We start from the raw sequence: 16,911 nt of genomic DNA, 5'->3' as shown, positions 1-16,911 counted from the left end.
CCGGCGTCCGGCCTCAGCCGACGTGTCGGCGTGCCCGCAGGGCCAGGCTCAGGGCCAGTACCGCCTGGGGGTCGTCCAGGTCGGTGCCGAGCAGTTCGCCGATGCGGGCGAGACGGTTGTAGAGGGTCTGGCGGTTGAGGTGCAGCTCGCGGGCGGTCTCCGCCTTGCGGCCGGCGTGCGCGAGATAGGTCTCCAGGGTCGGCAGCAGCGAGGGCCTGGACCGCTCGTCGTGGTCACGCAGGGGGCCGATCGCGCGGTCCACGAAGGCGGCCAGGTCGGGGTGGTCGCGCAGCCGCCACAGCAGCAGGTCGATGTCGAGGCGCCGGGCGTCGTACCAGGGGCGGTCGGCCAGGCCCTGCGCGGCCGTCGCCGTCTCCGCCGCATGCCTGAGGCCCGCCGAGGCGGCCGCCCAGCCGCCGGGCACGCCCACGACCACCACGGGCGGCCGTCCACCCGGCCGCTGCGTCCCGGCGCGCTCCGCGCCGGCCCGGAGCGCCGCCGCGACCCTGTCGGCCACCGCCGGACGCTCCGACTCCGTGCGCAGGCCCAGCAGCAGCGGTACGCGGCCCTCCACGGGGCGTACGCCGAGCAGCACGGGTACGCCCACGGAGGCCAGCTCCTCGGCCACCGCGCGAGCCAGGACGGCCCAGCCCCCGCCCGGGGAGAGGCCGTCGGCGAGCCGCATCACGACGGGCAGCAGGGGGCCGGCGCCCGGCTTGAAGCCGAGGACGCGGGCCTGCGCGGGCGCGTCCTCGGCCCGGACCCGGCCCTCGGCGAGGTCGGTGAGGAAGTCGCCGCGTCCCCGTGCCGCCAGCTCCTCCTCCTGCCGGGCCTGCATCAGCACGACGGCGAGGATGCCGGCCGCGCGTTCGGCCGCCATCCGGTGGACGGGCGCCAAGGGGGCCACGACGGGCAGGAGGACCAGACGGGCCCGTACCGAGCCGGTGCCGGGACCGCCGCCCGGTACGTCGACGAGGGTCGTCCCGGCGGGCGGCTCGTCCTGGTGCCGTTCGCGCAGCCCCTCCCACACCTGGAGCGGATCGGTGTCCGCCGGACCGGTACCGGCGGCGTACAGCAGCTGTCCGTCGGGGGTCTCCAGGAAGACCGGGTTGCCGCTGAAGCCGGCCAGGATGCCGAGGACCTGTGGCACCCCGCCGCCGCCGAGCAGGGCCTCGGTGCAGCGGCGGTGGACCTCCTCGGCCTGCTGCAGCAGCGCGTAGTGGCCGTTGACGATCTCGGTGTGGATCTCCTCGGTGACCGTCACGAAGGCCACCTCGCGGTGCAGCTGGACGAGCGGGAGCCCGGCCGAGCGCGCCGTCTCGACGAGGGCCGGGGGGAGCCGGTCGAACCGCGGGCCCAGTTCGACGACCAGGGCCGAGATACCGCGCTCGGCGAGGGTCCGGACGAACGCGCGCTGGTCGGCGGGGCGGGTGCCGAGCCCGTACCCGGTGGTCAGCAGCAGCTCGCCGCCCTTGAGGAGCGAGGCGATGTTGGGGACCTCGCCCGCGTGCACCCAGCGCACGGTGCGGTGCAGCCGGTCGGCGCCCGCGAGGACCTCCGGCAGGCCGCCGCGCAGTCCGGGCAGCTCCAGCGCCCGCCGCACGGTGATGCCGCCCTGCGCCTCGCGGCCCTCACCTGGTTCGCGGCCTTGACGGGTGTCCATGCAGCGGACGGTACCCGCTCGTCAGGCCGGCGGGATGTTGTGGTTGAAGCGGAAGACGTTGTCGGGGTCGTACGCGGTCTTCACCGCCGTCAGCCGCCGGTAGTTGTCGACGCCGAGACCGGCGACGACCCGGTCGGCGCCCTCGTCGCCGACGAAGTTGAGGTAGACGTCGCCGGTGCTCCACGGCCGTACGTCGGCGCGCACGTCCCGTACCCAGCGCTTGCACCGGTCGTCGTCCTCGGGGTCCTCCCAGACGCCGAAGGGGTGGACGACCCAGGGGGAGTCCCGGTAGGGGACGGGATAGTGGGCGGGGCCCTCCGGTATCGCGCCGCCGAGCGGGAAGAGCACGTGCTGGGTGCCGGTCGGCACGGGCATCGACCAGGCGCGGGTGGCGAGCACGTCCACCAACTCGTCCGGCAGGCCGGTCAGATACTCCGCCGACCAGTAGTTCCGCATGCCCGGCGGGTCGTCGATCATGCACTGCACGTCCGCGTACGGCATCGCGCCGACCACCTCGGCCTCGTGCGGCAGCGCCAGGAGCGGCTGGGCGACCTTGCGCATGTCCTCGTCGGTGCCCGCGTACGTCAGCAGGACGGCGCAGGTGAGCTTGCCCACCTGGTGCTCGGGGACGAACTCCTCGGGCGGAGCGGTGAGATAGAGGACGCCGCCGCTCGCCTCGCGCGGTCCGGTCTCGACGACCTCGCGGTACACGCGGATCACCTCGGGGCCGTGTTCCGGGCGGTAGAGCAGCAGGGCGACGGCGAAGGCGGGCAGTTCGTGCAGCCGGAGGGTGAGCGCGGTCGCCACGCCGAAGTTCCCGCCGCCGCCGTGCAGGGCCCAGAACAGGTCCGGGTGTTCCTCGGTGTCCGCGTGGACGGCGTGTCCGTCGGCGGTCACCAGTTCGACGCCGAGCAGGTTGTCGACGGCGAGCCCGAAGGTGCGGTCCAGCCAGCCGCTGCCGCCGCCGAGGACGAAGCCGCCGACCCCCGTGGTCGACGCGCGGCCTCCGGTGGTGGCGAGGCGGTGGGGCTCGGTGGCGCGGTCGAGGTGGCTCATGGTGGCGCCGCCGCCGACCTGTGCGGTTCTGGACACGGGGTCGACCGTGACCTCGTGCATACGGCGGAGGTCGATGACGAGCCCGTTGTCGTTCAGTGCCATTCCGGCCACGCTGTGGCCGCCGCCGCGCACCGCGATCGGCAGGTCGAGGTCGCGGGCGAAGCAGACCGAGCGGACGACATCGGTCTCGTCGGCGCACTGCGCGATCACGGCCGGGCGCCGGTCGATCATGGCGTTGAACACCGTGCGGGCGTCGTCGTACCCCGGGTCGTCCGGCGCGAACACGTCGCCTGCCAGATCCTCGCGCAGTGCGGCGAGCGCCGCCCGCGCCTTCGAGAGGGGAGCCATGGTGAGCCGCCCCCTTTCGGTCAGGGGACAGGGCTCCTTCCAGGCTAGGCGGGCAAGGCGGATCGGGCCTGCCCGGCGGAGACGAGGTGCCGCCCGCGCCCACCCGTGCCGCCTCTGGCGGCACGACTGCCCGCAGACAGGAAGACGGGACGAGGCAGCGCGAGCACCCCTACCAGTGAGCGCAAGCGCTTGCCGTGTGCGCCTGTGCGCGCCCCGGTCCGCCGCCGTGCGCGCCGGACCGGAGGGCGCGCGCTCAACCGCCGTACGCCCCCGAGGCGGTCAGCCGCAGAGCGGTGTCGATGAGAGGGACGTGGCTGAACGCCTGCGGGAAGTTGCCGACCTGGCGCTTGAGCACCGGGTCCCATTCCTCGGCGAGGAGGCCGAGGTCGTTGCGCAGGGAGAGCAGCTTCTCGAAGAGCTTGCGGGCCTCGTCGACCCGGCCGATCATCGCCAGGTCGTCCGCCATCCAGAACGAGCAGGCGAGGAACGCGCCCTCGTCGCCCGGCAGCCCGTCCACGCCCTCGTCCTCGCCGGAGGTCGGGTAGCGCAGGATGAAGCCGTCCGGGGTCGACAGCTCGCGCTGGATCGCCTCGATGGTGCCGATGACCCGCTTGTCGTCCGGCGGCAGGAAGCCCATCTGCGGGATCAGCAGCAGCGAGGCGTCCAGTTCCTTCGACCCGTAGGACTGGGTGAAGGTGTTGCGCTCCTTGTCGTATCCCCTCTCGCACACGTCCCGGTGGATGTCGTCGCGCAGCTCGCGCCACTTCTCCAGCGGGCCGTCCGCGTCACCGGACTCGATGAGCTTGATCGTGCGGTCCACCGCGACCCAGGCCATGACCTTGGAGTGCACGAAGTGGCGGCGCGGGCCGCGCACCTCCCAGATGCCCTCGTCCGGCTCGTCCCAGTGGTCCTCCAGGTAGCGGATCAGCTTCAGCTGGAGGAGGGAGGCGTAGTCGTTGCGGGCCAGGCCCGTCATGTGGGCCAGGTGCAGGGCCTCGGTGACCTCGCCGTACACGTCCAGCTGGAGCTGGTGGGCGGCGCCGTTGCCGACCCGGACGGGCGCGGAGTTCTCGTACCCGGGCAGCCACTCCAGCTCGGCCTCGCCCAGCTCCCGCTCACCGGCGATGCCGTACATGATCTGCAGGTTCTCCGGATCGCCGGCCACGGCGCGCAACAGCCACTCGCGCCAGGCGCGGGCCTCGTCGCGGTAGCCGGTGCGCAGCAGCGAGGAGAGCGTGATGGCCGCGTCGCGCAGCCAGGTGTAGCGGTAGTCCCAGTTGCGGACGCCGCCGATGTGCTCCGGGAGGGATGTCGTCGGGGCCGCGACGATGCCGCCGGTGGGGGCGTACGTCAGGGCCTTCAGCGTGATCAGGGAGCGGATCACGGCCTCGCGGTACGGGCCGTGGTACGTGCACTGCTCCACCCAGTCGCGCCAGAACTCCTCGGTCGCCCGCAGCGACGGCTCGGGTTCCGGCAGCGGCGGGGGCTGCTTGTGCGAGGGCTCCCAGGAGATCGTGAACGCGATCCGGTCGCCCGGCGTCACGGTGAAGTCGGCGTAGGTGGTCAGCGCCTTGCCGTAGGTCTCGCACTCGGTGTCGAACCACACCGAGTCCGGCCCGGCGACGGCCACCGTGCGTCCCTCGTGCTTGTGCACCCAGGGCACCACCCGGCCGTACGAGAACCGCATGCGCAGCGCCGAGCGCATCGGCACCCGGCCGCTGACGCCCTCCACGATCCGGATCAGCTGCGGGGCGCCGTCACGCGGCGGCATGAAGTCCGTCACACGGACCGTGCCGCGCGGGGTGTCCCACTCGGATTCCAGGATCAGCGAGTCGCCGCGGTACCGGCGCCGGGAGGCCGTGGGCGGCTCGGCGTCGGCCGCGTGCGCGGGACCCAGTCTCCAGAAGCCGTGCTCCTCGGTGCCGAGCAGTCCCGCGAAGACGGCGTGGGAGTCGAAGCGGGGCAGGCACAGCCAATCGACCGTGCCGTCCCGGCAGACCAGCGCGGCGGTCTGCATGTCTCCGATGAGTGCGTAGTCTTCGATGCGCCCGGCCACGTGCAACTCCAGTCGAACGGCCACGTCGTCGCCCCCCGAGGGGCGGTCGCTGTGCGGTGTGCGGTCAAGGGACCCAAGGGATCGACAAAGGAACCATGTTTCCAGAGTGATCCAAGGGACGGTGTCATGCGATGTCGCTCAACGATCCTCAACGCATATGAGGCGATCGTTGCTCAACCAACTGACGAGCTCTCATGATTACCGGAGACGGTCGGGGGTGGTGCCGTCGCGCCGGCCGCGCTCGGCAGCGAGTGTCCGAAGAGGATACGACGCACCGGAGGGCTCCGCGTGCCGCTCCAGGCAACACGAGTGAGCCGAACGGGTGAGCCAATGGTGAAGACCGACCGGGATGCGCCGACGATCGTACGAGGTCCGTGTCGGCCCGTGCGCGGAGCGTGGCCGGAAGCGATCGTGTCGTGTCGCTGATACCCTGGTAGCCCGTGGACCGGTGGGCGCCCCGACACAAGAGGGACCCCCGAACCGCAGCGAAGGCACCCCCGACGGATGAGCTCGGGCGGCGGCCGACCCGCACACCGAACCGCGACCACGGGAGCCCCCTCTTGGCCATGCCGCCCGCTGCTTTTCGAAACACGACGACAAAGCACATCTTCGTCACCGGGGGTGTCGCCTCCTCGCTCGGCAAGGGTCTGACCGCCTCCAGCCTCGGCATGCTGCTCAAGGCCCGTGGCCTGCGCGTCGTGATGCAGAAGCTCGACCCCTACCTGAACGTCGACCCCGGCACGATGAACCCCTTCCAGCACGGTGAGGTGTTCGTCACCAACGACGGCGCCGAGACCGACCTGGACATCGGCCACTACGAGCGCTTCCTCGACCGTGACCTGGACGGCTCGGCCAACGTCACCACCGGCCAGGTCTACAACACGGTCATCGCCAAGGAGCGGCGCGGCGAGTACCTGGGCGACACCGTCCAGGTCATCCCGCACATCACCAACGAGATCAAGCACCGCATCCGGCGCATGGCCTCCGACGAGGTCGACGTCGTCATCACGGAGGTCGGCGGGACGGTCGGCGACATCGAGTCGCTGCCGTTCCTGGAGACCGTCCGCCAGGTCCGCCACGAGGTCGGCCGTGACAACGTCTTCGTCGTCCACATCTCGCTCCTGCCGTACATCGGGCCTTCGGGAGAGCTGAAGACGAAGCCGACGCAGCACTCGGTTGCGGCGCTGCGCAACATCGGTATCCAGCCAGATGCGATCGTGCTGCGCTGCGACCGCGAGGTGCCCGCCGCGATCAAGCGCAAGATCTCCCTGATGTGCGACGTCGACGAGGCGGCCGTGGTCGCGTGCCCCGACGCCCGCTCGATCTACGACATCCCCAAGACCGTGCACGGCGAGGGCCTGGACGCCTATGTGGTCCGCAAGCTGGACCTGCCGTTCCGCGACGTGGACTGGACGACCTGGGACGACCTGCTCGACCGCGTCCACAACCCGCTGCACGAGATCAACCTGGCGCTGGTCGGCAAGTACATCGACCTGCCCGACGCCTACCTCTCGGTCACCGAGGCGCTGCGCGCGGGCGGCTTCGCCAACAAGGCCCGGGTGAAGATCAAGTGGGTCACCTCGGACGACTGCAAGACCCCGGCCGGCGCCGCGGCCCAGCTCGCCGACGTCGACGCCATCTGCATCCCCGGCGGCTTCGGCGACCGGGGCGTCTCCGGCAAGGTCGGCGCCATCCGGTACGCCCGCGAGAACAGGATCCCGCTGCTCGGCCTCTGCCTGGGCCTGCAGTGCATCGTGATCGAGGCCGCCCGCAACCTGGCCGACATCCCGGACGCCAACTCCACCGAGTTCGACTCCGGCACTGCGCACCCGGTCATCTCCACCATGGCCGAGCAGCTCGACATCGTCGCCGGTGAGGGCGACATGGGCGGCACGATGCGGCTGGGCATGTACCCGGCCAAGCTCGCCGAGGGGTCGATCGTGCGCGAGGTGTACGACGGCAAGGAGTACGTCGAGGAGCGCCACCGCCACCGCTACGAGGTGAACAACGCCTACCGCGCGGAACTGGAGAAGAAGGCCGGTCTGCAGTTCACCGGGACCTCGCCCGACGGCAAGCTCGTCGAGTACGTCGAGTACCCGCGCGAGGTCCACCCCTACCTGGTCGCGACCCAGGCGCACCCCGAGCTGCGCTCCCGTCCGACCCGCCCGCACCCGCTGTTCGCGGGGCTGGTGAAGGCCGCCGTGGAGCGGAAGACCGGCAAGTAAAGCCGAGCGGCGCGAGAGCTGTACGGTGACCGGGGTGCGCGTCTTTCGGGACGTGTGCCCCGGTTTCTTTTTGCATGTGTGGGAGGACGAGTCGACATGACGATCAAGGACACCGCCGAGGAGTGGGAGATCCGGGCGAGCGAGACGCCGTTCGTCGGCAAGAAGACCTCCGTGCGCACGGACGACGTGGTGATGCCCGACGGGTCGGTCGTCCGCCGCGACTACCAGGTGCACCCCGGGTCCGTCGCCGTCCTCGCCGTCGACGACCAGGACCGGGTCCTCGTCATCCGGCAGTACCGGCACCCGGTCCGCGAGAAGCTGTGGGAGATCCCGGCCGGGCTGCTCGACGTGCCCGGCGAGAACCCGCTGCACGCCGCCCAGCGCGAGCTGTACGAGGAGGCGCACGTCAAGGCGGAGGAGTGGCGGGTCCTCACCGACGTCTACACCACGCCCGGCGGCTGCGACGAGGCCGTGCGGATCTTCCTGGCCCGGGACCTCTCCGAGGCCGAGGGGCGGCGGTTCGAGGTGGAGGACGAGGAGGCCGACATGGAGTTGGCCCGGGTGCCGCTGGACGAGCTGGTGCGGGGGGTGCTCGCGGGGGAGCTGCACAACAACTGCCTCGTGGTGGGGGTGCTTTCGCTGGTGGCCGCGCGCGGTGCGGGCGGGGTGGAGTCGCTGCGGGCGGCCGAGGCGCCGTGGCCCGCACGGCCCTTCGAGATCTAGGTGGCCGGGGCGTGGGTGAGCTGCGGGTCCGTCGTGGCTTGTCGGGCAGTTCCCCGCGCCCCTGAAAGCCTGGGGCCCGACTCCTCCCCATCACTCCGACCGCTGCCAGTCGTACGATCTGCTGATCCGATCGAGCGATCTCACCGCCCCGCTCCGCCCTGATCGTCGCAGAGCGTGAACTAGGCTCGGGAAACGCCCGAACCGGAGTCCCGGCGGGCTTGCGCGTGCGGTGGGACGGGAGTGTGGCCCGTGGCGGATCAGGCGGTGGATCTCGGGGATGCCCGGGTGTCCGGAACGGGGCGGCCCCCGGCTGTCGAGGCCGCCCTCACGGAGAGTCAGTTCCTGGGCCGTACGCGAGAGTTGAAGGAACTGCGGGCCGACATCGACCGGGCCGGGCTCAACACACTGGCGGGCCGCAAGGCGCCCCACGCGCGCGTGCTGCTCATCGCCGGCCGGCCCGGCTTCGGCCGCACCGCGCTCGCCGAGGAACTCGTCCGGCAAGTTACCGACGGTTACCCCGATGGGGTGCTGCGGACCCGCCTCACCGAACCCGACGGCACCCGGATCCCGGTCGAGCGCGCGGCGCGGGAACTGCTCGGCGGGCTCGGGCTCCCGGCGCCGGCCGGTGCCGACGAGGACGACCTCAGCGAGGCGCTGCGCGCGGCGCTGGCCGACCGCCGGGTGGTGCTCCTGCTGGACGACGCGGCCGACGCCGAGCAGGTCGACGCGCTGCTGCCGGACACCCCGGACTCCCTGGTCGTCGCGGTCTCCGGCGGGCCGCTGACGGGCATCTCCGACGTCCGCCCCTGCACCCTGGGCGGGCTGGACACCAAGTCCGCCGTGGAGCTGCTGGAACGCTTCAGCGGCTCGGTGCGCATCACCGTGGACCCGCGCTCCGCCGAGGGGCTCGCCGAGGTGTGCGGGGCCCAGCCCGCCGCGCTGCGGCTCGCCGGGGGCTGGCTGGCCGCCCGGCCCTCCGTCGCCGTCTCCGATCTGGCCAAACAGCTGCGCACCGACGAGGACGACAGCCCGCCGCACACCAAGATCTTCAAGCTGTCGTACGCCTCGCTGCCGACCACCGCCGCCCGGATACTGCCGCTGCTCGCCCTGGCCCCCGCCGGCCTCGTCGACCCGCACATCGCCTCCGGTCTCGCCGGCTGCTCGGTCGGCACGGCCCGGGGCGCCCTGGACGACTTCGTGGCCCTGGGCTTCCTGCGCGAGGTCGACTCGCCGCTGCCGCAGTACGAGGTCCCCGGCTGTCTCCAGCCGCTCCTGCGGTCCCTCGTGGAGAGCCAGGCGCGGCCGGGGGAACTGCAGCTGGCCCGGGCGCGGATGCTGGAGCGGACCGTGCGGCTGCTGCAGTCCTGCCGGGCCATCACCGAGACCGACAGCCCGCTGGCCCGCGAGAAGCTCCTCGCGATGCCCAAGGAACTGCGGTTCCCGACGCCCCGGGCCGCCGAGGAGTGGCTGCGCGTGCGCCGGCCCGCGCTGCTGGCCGCGGCCCGGCTCGCGGTCGCCGACGGCGAGCTGGACACCCTTGCCCGTCGCCTGATGTCGCAGCTGGTCAGAGCCCTGGTGGCGCACTTCGGCACGCAGGCCGCCGCCCCGGACCTGTACGACCTGCACGGGCTCGTCCTCGATGTCGCCGAGCGCCGCGAGCTGCCCCGCGAGCAGGCGGCCGCCCTGTTGAACCTGGGCGACCTGGACGCCCGGACCGGCCGTACGACGGCGGCGCTGGCCCGCTACCGGGCCGCGCTCGACGCCGGACGGCGGGCGAACGACCCGTACGCCACCGGCCGCGCGATGGAATCCGTGGGCGCCGCCCATCAGGAGCTGGAGGACTACGAGCGGGCCGCCGACTGGTACGGCAGGGCGCTGGCCCAGCGGCTGGCCCGGGACGAGCGCGAGGACGCCACCCGGCTGTACGGCCGGATCGCAGCCACGCACACCTACGCGGGCCGGTACGGCGAGGCGCTGCGCAACTGGAGCTCGGCGCTCACCGGCCACCGCCGGCTCGGCGATGTGGGCGGCCAGGCGCGGGTGTTGAGCGAGATGGCGCGGGTCCAGGAGTACGCCGGGCGGCCCGAGGAGGCGCTGAGGACCTGCCAGGAGGCCGCAGAGTGGGCGCGGCGCGCCGACGACGTCCGGTTGCAGGCCGCGATCCAACTGCGGATCGCCGACACCCTGGAGCGGCTCGGCGACCCCGCCGCGGCCCGGCTGCACCGGGCGGCCGCCGAGCGGCTGCTCGGCGACGAGGCCCCGGACCCCGAAACCGGCGAGATCGAGCCGGAACAGGGTGCTAACACCTGCGAAATCCGTAGTGCATCCGCGAAAGATTGATGCATTGAAAGGCTAGACAGCGGGGACACCTTCATTAGACTGGCTGCACCGCCGGTTCTCCTGCGGTGTCTCCCGGTGCGCTCAGATGCGTACGGGTATGTCCTGCATTGCGTGTACATGTTTCCGCCTGTGCGTGCGAGCCCCACACCCCTCCGAGCCAAGGACCGTGATCGACGTGAAGGTCGGCATCCCCCGCGAGGTCAAGAACAACGAGTTCCGGGTGGCGATCACCCCCGCCGGCGTGCACGAGCTCGTGCGCCACGGGCACCAGGTCGTCATCGAGCAGGGCGCCGGAGTCGGCTCGTCGATCCCGGACGCCGAGTACGTCGCCGCCGGTGCCGAGATCCTGGCCACGGCCGACGAGGTGTGGGCCGCGGCCGACCTGCTGCTCAAGGTCAAGGAGCCCATCGCCGAGGAGTACCACCGCCTCCGCAAGGACCAGACGCTCTTCACCTACCTGCACCTGGCCGCCTCCAAGGAGTGCACGGACGCCCTCGTCGAGTCGGGCACGACCGCGATCGCGTACGAGACCGTCGAGCTGCCGAACCGCGCGCTCCCCCTGCTCGCGCCGATGTCCGAGGTCGCGGGCCGGCTCGCCCCCCAGGTCGGCGCGTACCACCTGATGCGGGCCAACGGCGGGCGCGGCGTGCTGCCCGGCGGTGTGCCGGGGGTGCTGGCCGGGCGGGCCGTCGTCATCGGCGGTGGTGTGTCGGGCTGGAACGCGGCGCAGATCGCCATCGGCATGGGCTTCCACGTGACCCTGCTCGACAAGGACATCAACAAGCTCAAGGAGGCCGACAAGGTCTTCGGCACCAAGATCCAGACCGTCGTCTCCAACGCCTTCGAGCTGGAGAAGGCCTGCCTGGAGGCCGACCTCGTCGTCGGCGCCGTCCTCATCCCGGGAGCCAAGGCCCCGAAGCTGGTCACCAACGAGCTGGTGTCGCGGATGAAGCCGGGAAGTGTCCTTGTCGACATCGCGATCGACCAGGGCGGCTGCTTCGAGGACTCCCGGCCCACCACCCACGCCGAGCCGACCTTCCCGGTCCACGAGTCGGTCTTCTACTGCGTCGCCAACATGCCCGGCGCGGTGCCCAACACCTCCACCTACGCGCTGACCAACGCCACGCTCCCGTACATCGTGGAACTCGCCGACCACGGCTGGGCCGAGGCCGCGCGCCGCGACCCGGCGCTGGCCAGGGGGCTCAACACCCATGACGGCAGGGTCGTTTACCGCGAGGTGGCCGAAGCGCACGGCCTGGAGCACGTCGAGCTGGCGTCGCTGCTCGGCTGATCCGCCGACGCGGGGACCTCGTCCGCGGTGCGTCGACGGCCCGCTGACCGGCTGCTTCAAGTCACCTTTCGGTAAAAGGCGATACGTCAACACAGGTCGTCAACAGCGTCGTCCCGGCCGGATCTTGCCCGACAAGGTCCGGCCGGATGTGTGTATGGTCACTTTGCGACACTCGCGCAACTGGCCTCGAACGTAACCGTTCGGTTGTTTCGCGCACCGGTGAATCCTGCCGTGCGACGGCCCTACGCCCTTGACAGCCGCATGTTTCATTGCCGACACATCGGGCCGGGTCCGGCGGATTGTGTTGCTGCGGACCGCCGACACGCCATAGAGTCGCCAGCTGTCGGCATGGTGCCACGCTGACCTATCTAGAAGTTTCCTGGTCACCAAGGAGGTAAGACGACTTGTGAATGAGTCGACATTTACTCCCGGGGGTGGTCAACCAGGAATGCCTGCGCCGGTCTCGGGTCCCACGGGGTTCGCGGCTGTCGGCTCGGTCGCTGTCCGCACCTTCGCGGCCCACCAGAGTCCGCAGGCAACTCCGACAGCACTCCAGAGCATGGATGGCCAACACGTGAACGCCATGGCCGGCGACGGAAGTGGCGGGGTCCACAACCACTTCGCCGACTACGACGAGCTGCCCGACGGGCACTTCTACGACCCCGACGCCGAGTACGAGCCCGATCCGGAGTACGCGGCCACGCTCGCGCCCGACGCGGCCCGTCAGCGCCGCGAGCGCATCGGTCCCACCGGTCGCCCGCTGCCCTACTTCCCGATCCCGGGCCCGCTGACCGACCACGGTCCCGCGAAGATCATCGCGATGTGCAACCAGAAGGGCGGCGTCGGCAAGACGACGTCGACCATCAACCTGGGTGCCGCGCTCGCGGAGTACGGCCGCCGGGTCCTGCTCGTCGACTTCGACCCGCAGGGCGCCCTCTCGGTCGGCCTCGGGGTGAACCCGATGGAGCTCGACCTCACGGTCTACAACCTGCTCATGGAGCGGGGCATGTCGGCCGACGAGGTCCTGCTGAAGACCGCCGTCCCCAACATGGACCTGCTGCCGAGCAACATCGACCTGTCTGCGGCCGAGGTCCAGCTCGTCTCCGAGGTCGCGCGCGAGTCGACGCTGCAGCGCGCCCTGAAGCCGCTCATGGCCGACTACGACTACATCGTGATCGACTGTCAGCCCTCGCTCGGTCTGCTCACGGTCAACGCCCTGACCGCCGCGCACAAGGTGATAGTGCCACTGGAGTGCGAGTTCTTCGCTCTGCGCGGTGTCGCCCTGCTGACGGAGACCATCGAGAAGGTCCAGGAGCGGCTCAACCCCGAGCTGGAGCTCGACGGCATCCTCGCCACGATGTACGACTCACGCACCGTGCACAGCCGTGAGGTCCTCGCGCGCGTCGTCGAGGCGTTCGACGACCACGTCTACCACACGGTCATCGGGCGCACGGTCCGCTTCCCGGAGACCACGGTCGCCGGTGAGCCGATCACCACGTACGCCTCCAACTCCGTCGGCGCCGCCGCCTACCGCCAGCTCGCCAGGGAGGTGCTCGCCCGGTGTCACGCCGAGTGAGTCTGCCGGGGGCCGACGAACTCTTCCGTACGACAGGGGGAATGGCGCTGCAGCCGTCCACTCCCCGGCGGGGGCCAGGCGGAGAAGCACGTGTGCCCGCTCCCGCCGGGGAGAGCGACGGGGCCGCCGGCGCCGAGGACGCGCCGCCGTCCGTGCCCGTGCAGGGCGGTGACGGCGAGGGGTCCGAGCATGTGGCCGCGGACGCCGAGTCCGACGGTGAGCAGCCGCGCAGCCGTGCCGCCGCGGCGGGGGCCGAGCGGGCCGCCGCCGGACGGGGGCCGAAGCCGCAGGAAGGTTCTGCCGCCGCTCCCCGTAAGCGGGGGCGGGCCTCCGGGCGCCGGCCCAGCGGGCGGGAGCGGCACGACGAGAAGATCACCGTGTACGTCTCCGCCGAGGAGCTCATGGACCTCGAACACGCGCGGCTGGTGCTGCGCGGGGAGCACGGGCTGGCCGTCGACCGGGGGCGGATCGTGCGCGAGGCCGTCGCCGTGGTGCTGGCGGATCTGGAGTCCCGTGGGGACGCGAGCATCCTCGTACGACGGCTGCGGGGGCGGTAGAGGTAGCCTGCGGGGGCTATGACCTCGTACGACTCCTCTGGCCCGGCTTCCGGTGGTTCCGGTGGTCGTCGGCGTGCGCTGGGGAGGGGGGCGCTGGCTCCGCCCTCGGCTCCGCCGGGTGAGCCGGTTTCGGGTGAGTCTTCGGCCGAGGAGCGTACGGCGGCCGAGGCCGGTGGGGCGTCGTGCCCACCCGCTCCGCTCCGCGGAACGCCTGCCCGCAACGCGAGCGGGAGTGACGAGACGCCGCCTGCCGCGGTCCCTGCCGAAGCCGAAGCCGAAGCCGAAGGGGTTTCCTCCGGTGTCGCGGTCGAAGGGGCCGATGCGGACGGCGGCGGGGTCTTCAAGGTCCGGCTGGCCAACTTCGAGGGGCCGTTCGATCTGCTGCTTCAGTTGATCTCGAAGCACAAGATGGACGTCACCGAGGTGGCGCTGTCCAGGGTCACCGACGAGTTCATGGCGCACATCCGGGCCATGGGGCCGGACTGGGACCTCGACGAGACGACCGAGTTCCTCGTCGTGGCCGCGACGCTGCTGGATCTGAAGGCCGCGCGGCTGCTGCCCGCCGCCGAGGTCGAGGACGAGGCCGACCTCGCCCTCCTCGAAGCCCGGGACCTGCTGTTCGCCCGGCTGCTCCAGTACCGCGCGTACAAACAGGTCGCGGACATCTTCAACCGGCGCCTGGACGAGGAGGCCCGCCGCTACCCCCGCACCGTCGGCCTGGAGCCGCACCACGCCGAGCTGCTGCCCGAGGTGGTCATCAGCATCGGGGCGGAAGGATTCGCCAGGCTCGCCGTGAAGGCGATGCAGCCGAAGCCGAAGCCGCAGGTGTACGTCGACCACATCCACGCGCCGCTGGTGAGTGTGCAGGAGCAGGCCGGGATCGTGGTCGCGCGGCTGCGGGAGCTGGGGGAGGCGTCCTTCCGCGTGCTCGTCGAGGACACCGACGACACCCTCACCGTCGTCGCCCGCTTCCTCGCGCTGCTGGAGCTGTATCGGGAGAAGGCCGTGGCGCTGGACCAGGAGACCGCCCTCGGGGACCTCCTCGTGCGCTGGACCGGCGGGGACGGGGACGCCGAGCCCGTGGTCACGGACGAGTTCGACCGGCCGCCCGAACCGCCGAAGGAGGAGACGAAGGCATGAGCGAGAAGACGAGGGAGGGGGCGAGGGCGGGGACGGCCGAGGACCCGACCGGGGCGCCCGCGGGGTCGCGCGGCGTCGCCGGCCTCGACCTCAAGCCCGCCCTGGAGGCCGTCCTCATGGTCGTGGACGAACCCGCGACGGCGGACCATCTGAGCAAGATCCTGGAGCGGCCGAAGCGGCAGATCTCCAAGGCGCTGCGGGAGCTGGCCGACGAGTACGCGGCACAGGGGCGCGGCTTCGAGCTGCGGCTGATCGCCGGGGGCTGGCGCTTCTACACCCGGCCCGAGTACGCCGCCGCCGTCGAACGGTTCGTGCTCGACGGGCAGCAGGCCCGGCTGACCCAGGCCGCGCTGGAGACGCTGGCCGTGGTCGCGTACCGGCAGCCGGTGAGCCGCAGCAGGGTCTCGGCCGTACGAGGGGTCAACTGCGACGGGGTCATGCGCACCCTGCTCCAGCGGGGCCTGGTCGAGGAGGCGGGCGCGGAACCCGAAACAGGTGCGATCCTGTACAGGACGACGAACTACTTCCTGGAGCGGATGGGCCTGCGCGGTCTGGACGAACTCCCGGAACTCGCGCCCTTCCTCCCGGAGGCGGAGGCGATCGAGGCCGAGACCCAGGAAGCCGTACCGTCGTTCGATCCGGATGCTCCGGATTCCGAGGACACAGACGACAAGACGGAACTTTGATGCGAAGCAGCAGCGGCAGGAACAGCAGCGGAAACAACGGCGGGAGCCGTGGTGGCAACAGCGGCGGCCGCGGCGGGAGCGGTGGTGGCCGCGGCGGGAGCGGCGGTGGCCGTGGCGGGAGCGGCGGTGGCCGTGGCAACTACCGAGGTGCGGGGAACGACCGCGACGACAGCCAGGGCGGCCGGCCGAAGAAGCCCCGCCCCGAGGAGCGCCGTTACGACGTGGGCCCCGGCGGCTCCCCGGACGGTCCCAAGTCCGGGCGCGGCGCCTCGGCGCGCGGTGGGTCCAAGGGCGGTCCGAAGCAGTCCCAGCAGCAGCGCGGGCGGTGGGCCCCGGCGACCTCGCGCGAGTACGACGCGCGGGCCGAGGAGCGCAACCGCGAGCGCTACGCGGGCAAGAAGGACGTCAAGCTGCCCAAGACCTTCCCGGGCGCCGAGCAGGAGGGCGAGCGGCTGCAGAAGATCCTCGCGCGCGCGGGCTACGGCTCGCGGCGGGCCTGCGAGGAGCTGATCGAGCAGGCGCGGGTCGAGGTCAACGGCGAGATCGTGCTGGAGCAGGGCAAGCGCGTCGACCCGGAGAAGGACGAGGTCAGGGTCGACGGTCTGACCGTGGCCACGCAGTCGTACCAGTTCTTCGCGCTGAACAAGCCGGCCGGCGTCGTCTCCACGATGGAGGACAACGAGGGCCGGCAGTGCCTCGGTGACTATGTGACCAACCGCGAGACGCGGCTGTTCCACGTCGGGCGGCTCGACACCGAGACCGAGGGTGTCATCCTGCTCACCAACCACGGTGAGCTGGCGCACCGGCTGACCCACCCCAAGTACGGCGTGAAGAAGGTCTATCTCGCGCACATCGTGGGCCCGATCCCGCGTGACCTGGGCAAGCAGCTCAAGGACGGCATCCAGCTGGAGGACGGGTACGCGCGCGCGGACCACTTCCGGGTCGTCGAGCAGACCGGCAAGAACTACCTCGTCGAGGTGACCCTGCACGAGGGACGCAAGCACATCGTGCGCCGGATGCTGGCCGAGGCCGGCTTCCCGGTCGACAAGCTGGTGCGCGTCGCCTTCGGGCCGATCACCCTCGGCGACCAGAAGTCGGGCTGGCTGCGCCGTCTGTCGAACACCGAGGTCGGCATGCTGATGCAGGAGGTCGACCTCTAGGCCCCGGGTCCGTCAGGACGCCAGGTCCGTGCCGCCTCCGTGCGGCGCGAGCAAGCAGGAGCCGGTCCCGCGTTTGCCGTCGGGGCCGGC

12 protein-coding genes are annotated in these 16,911 nt (G+C 71.7%); 9 read left to right on the top strand and 3 right to left on the bottom strand.

The features are described from left to right. Positions 1-13 precede the first annotated feature (13 nt). The 3 genes from ACZ52C_RS21030 to ACZ52C_RS21020 all read right to left on the bottom strand — a co-directional run bounded on the left by ACZ52C_RS21030 (position 14) and on the right by ACZ52C_RS21020 (position 5,123). On the bottom strand, positions 14-1,663 hold the full coding sequence (locus ACZ52C_RS21030; protein WP_469076137.1) for a PucR family transcriptional regulator: 1,650 nt from the start codon (positions 1,661-1,663) through the stop codon (positions 14-16). Positions 1,664-1,684: 21 nt separating this feature from the next. Then, entirely contained in the window at positions 1,685-3,067 is a 1,383-nt protein-coding gene (locus tag ACZ52C_RS21025) for an FAD-binding protein (RefSeq protein ID WP_469076136.1), read from the bottom strand. 253 nt (positions 3,068-3,320) lie between these two features. Further along, on the bottom strand, positions 3,321-5,123 hold the full coding sequence (locus ACZ52C_RS21020; RefSeq protein WP_469076165.1) for a glycoside hydrolase family 15 protein: 1,803 nt from the start codon (positions 5,121-5,123) through the stop codon (positions 3,321-3,323). Between the two features lie 566 nt (positions 5,124-5,689). Between ACZ52C_RS21020 and ACZ52C_RS21015 the strand changes: the two genes are divergently transcribed. The 9 genes from ACZ52C_RS21015 to ACZ52C_RS20975 all read left to right on the top strand — a co-directional run bounded on the left by ACZ52C_RS21015 (position 5,690) and on the right by ACZ52C_RS20975 (position 16,821). Beyond that, positions 5,690-7,348, top strand: a complete 1,659-nt coding sequence (locus tag ACZ52C_RS21015) for a CTP synthase (RefSeq protein ID WP_319236284.1) — start codon at positions 5,690-5,692, stop codon at positions 7,346-7,348. Between the two features lie 96 nt (positions 7,349-7,444). Further along, on the top strand, positions 7,445-8,071 hold the full coding sequence (locus ACZ52C_RS21010; RefSeq protein WP_469076135.1) for an NUDIX domain-containing protein: 627 nt from the start codon (positions 7,445-7,447) through the stop codon (positions 8,069-8,071). Positions 8,072-8,320: 249 nt separating this feature from the next. Then, positions 8,321-10,411, top strand: coding sequence for a tetratricopeptide repeat protein (locus ACZ52C_RS21005; protein ID WP_469076134.1), 2,091 nt, complete (start codon positions 8,321-8,323; stop codon positions 10,409-10,411). A 166-nt stretch (positions 10,412-10,577) separates the two neighbouring features. Continuing rightward, positions 10,578-11,702, top strand: coding sequence for an alanine dehydrogenase (gene ald / locus ACZ52C_RS21000; RefSeq protein WP_469076133.1), 1,125 nt, complete (start codon positions 10,578-10,580; stop codon positions 11,700-11,702). A 448-nt stretch (positions 11,703-12,150) separates the two neighbouring features. Next, the gene (locus ACZ52C_RS20995; RefSeq protein ID WP_239753114.1) at positions 12,151-13,278 is read left to right on the top strand and encodes a ParA family protein; all 1,128 of its coding nucleotides are present in this window, start codon (positions 12,151-12,153) and stop codon (positions 13,276-13,278) included. Then, positions 13,263-13,835: a hypothetical protein gene (locus tag ACZ52C_RS20990; RefSeq protein WP_469076132.1), complete on the top strand. Its 573-nt coding sequence runs from the start codon at positions 13,263-13,265 to the stop codon at positions 13,833-13,835. The genes ACZ52C_RS20995 and ACZ52C_RS20990 overlap by 16 nt, the downstream gene beginning before the upstream one ends. 18 nt (positions 13,836-13,853) lie before the next feature. Beyond that, positions 13,854-14,975, top strand: coding sequence for a segregation and condensation protein A (locus tag ACZ52C_RS20985; protein ID WP_469076131.1), 1,122 nt, complete (start codon positions 13,854-13,856; stop codon positions 14,973-14,975). Further along, positions 14,972-15,661, top strand: a complete 690-nt coding sequence (gene scpB / locus ACZ52C_RS20980; RefSeq protein WP_469076130.1) for an SMC-Scp complex subunit ScpB — start codon at positions 14,972-14,974, stop codon at positions 15,659-15,661. The genes ACZ52C_RS20985 and scpB overlap by 4 nt, the downstream gene beginning before the upstream one ends. Next, complete coding sequence (locus ACZ52C_RS20975) at positions 15,661-16,821, top strand: pseudouridine synthase (protein ID WP_469076129.1); 1,161 nt, start codon at positions 15,661-15,663, stop codon at positions 16,819-16,821. Before scpB ends, ACZ52C_RS20975 begins: the two co-directional genes overlap by 1 nt. Positions 16,822-16,911 lie beyond the last annotated feature (90 nt).

This window comes from Streptomyces sp. NPDC034049 (genome assembly GCF_055575575.1).
Note: the sequence above shows the minus strand (reverse complement) of the source record. Positions and strands in the feature narration are given on the sequence as shown.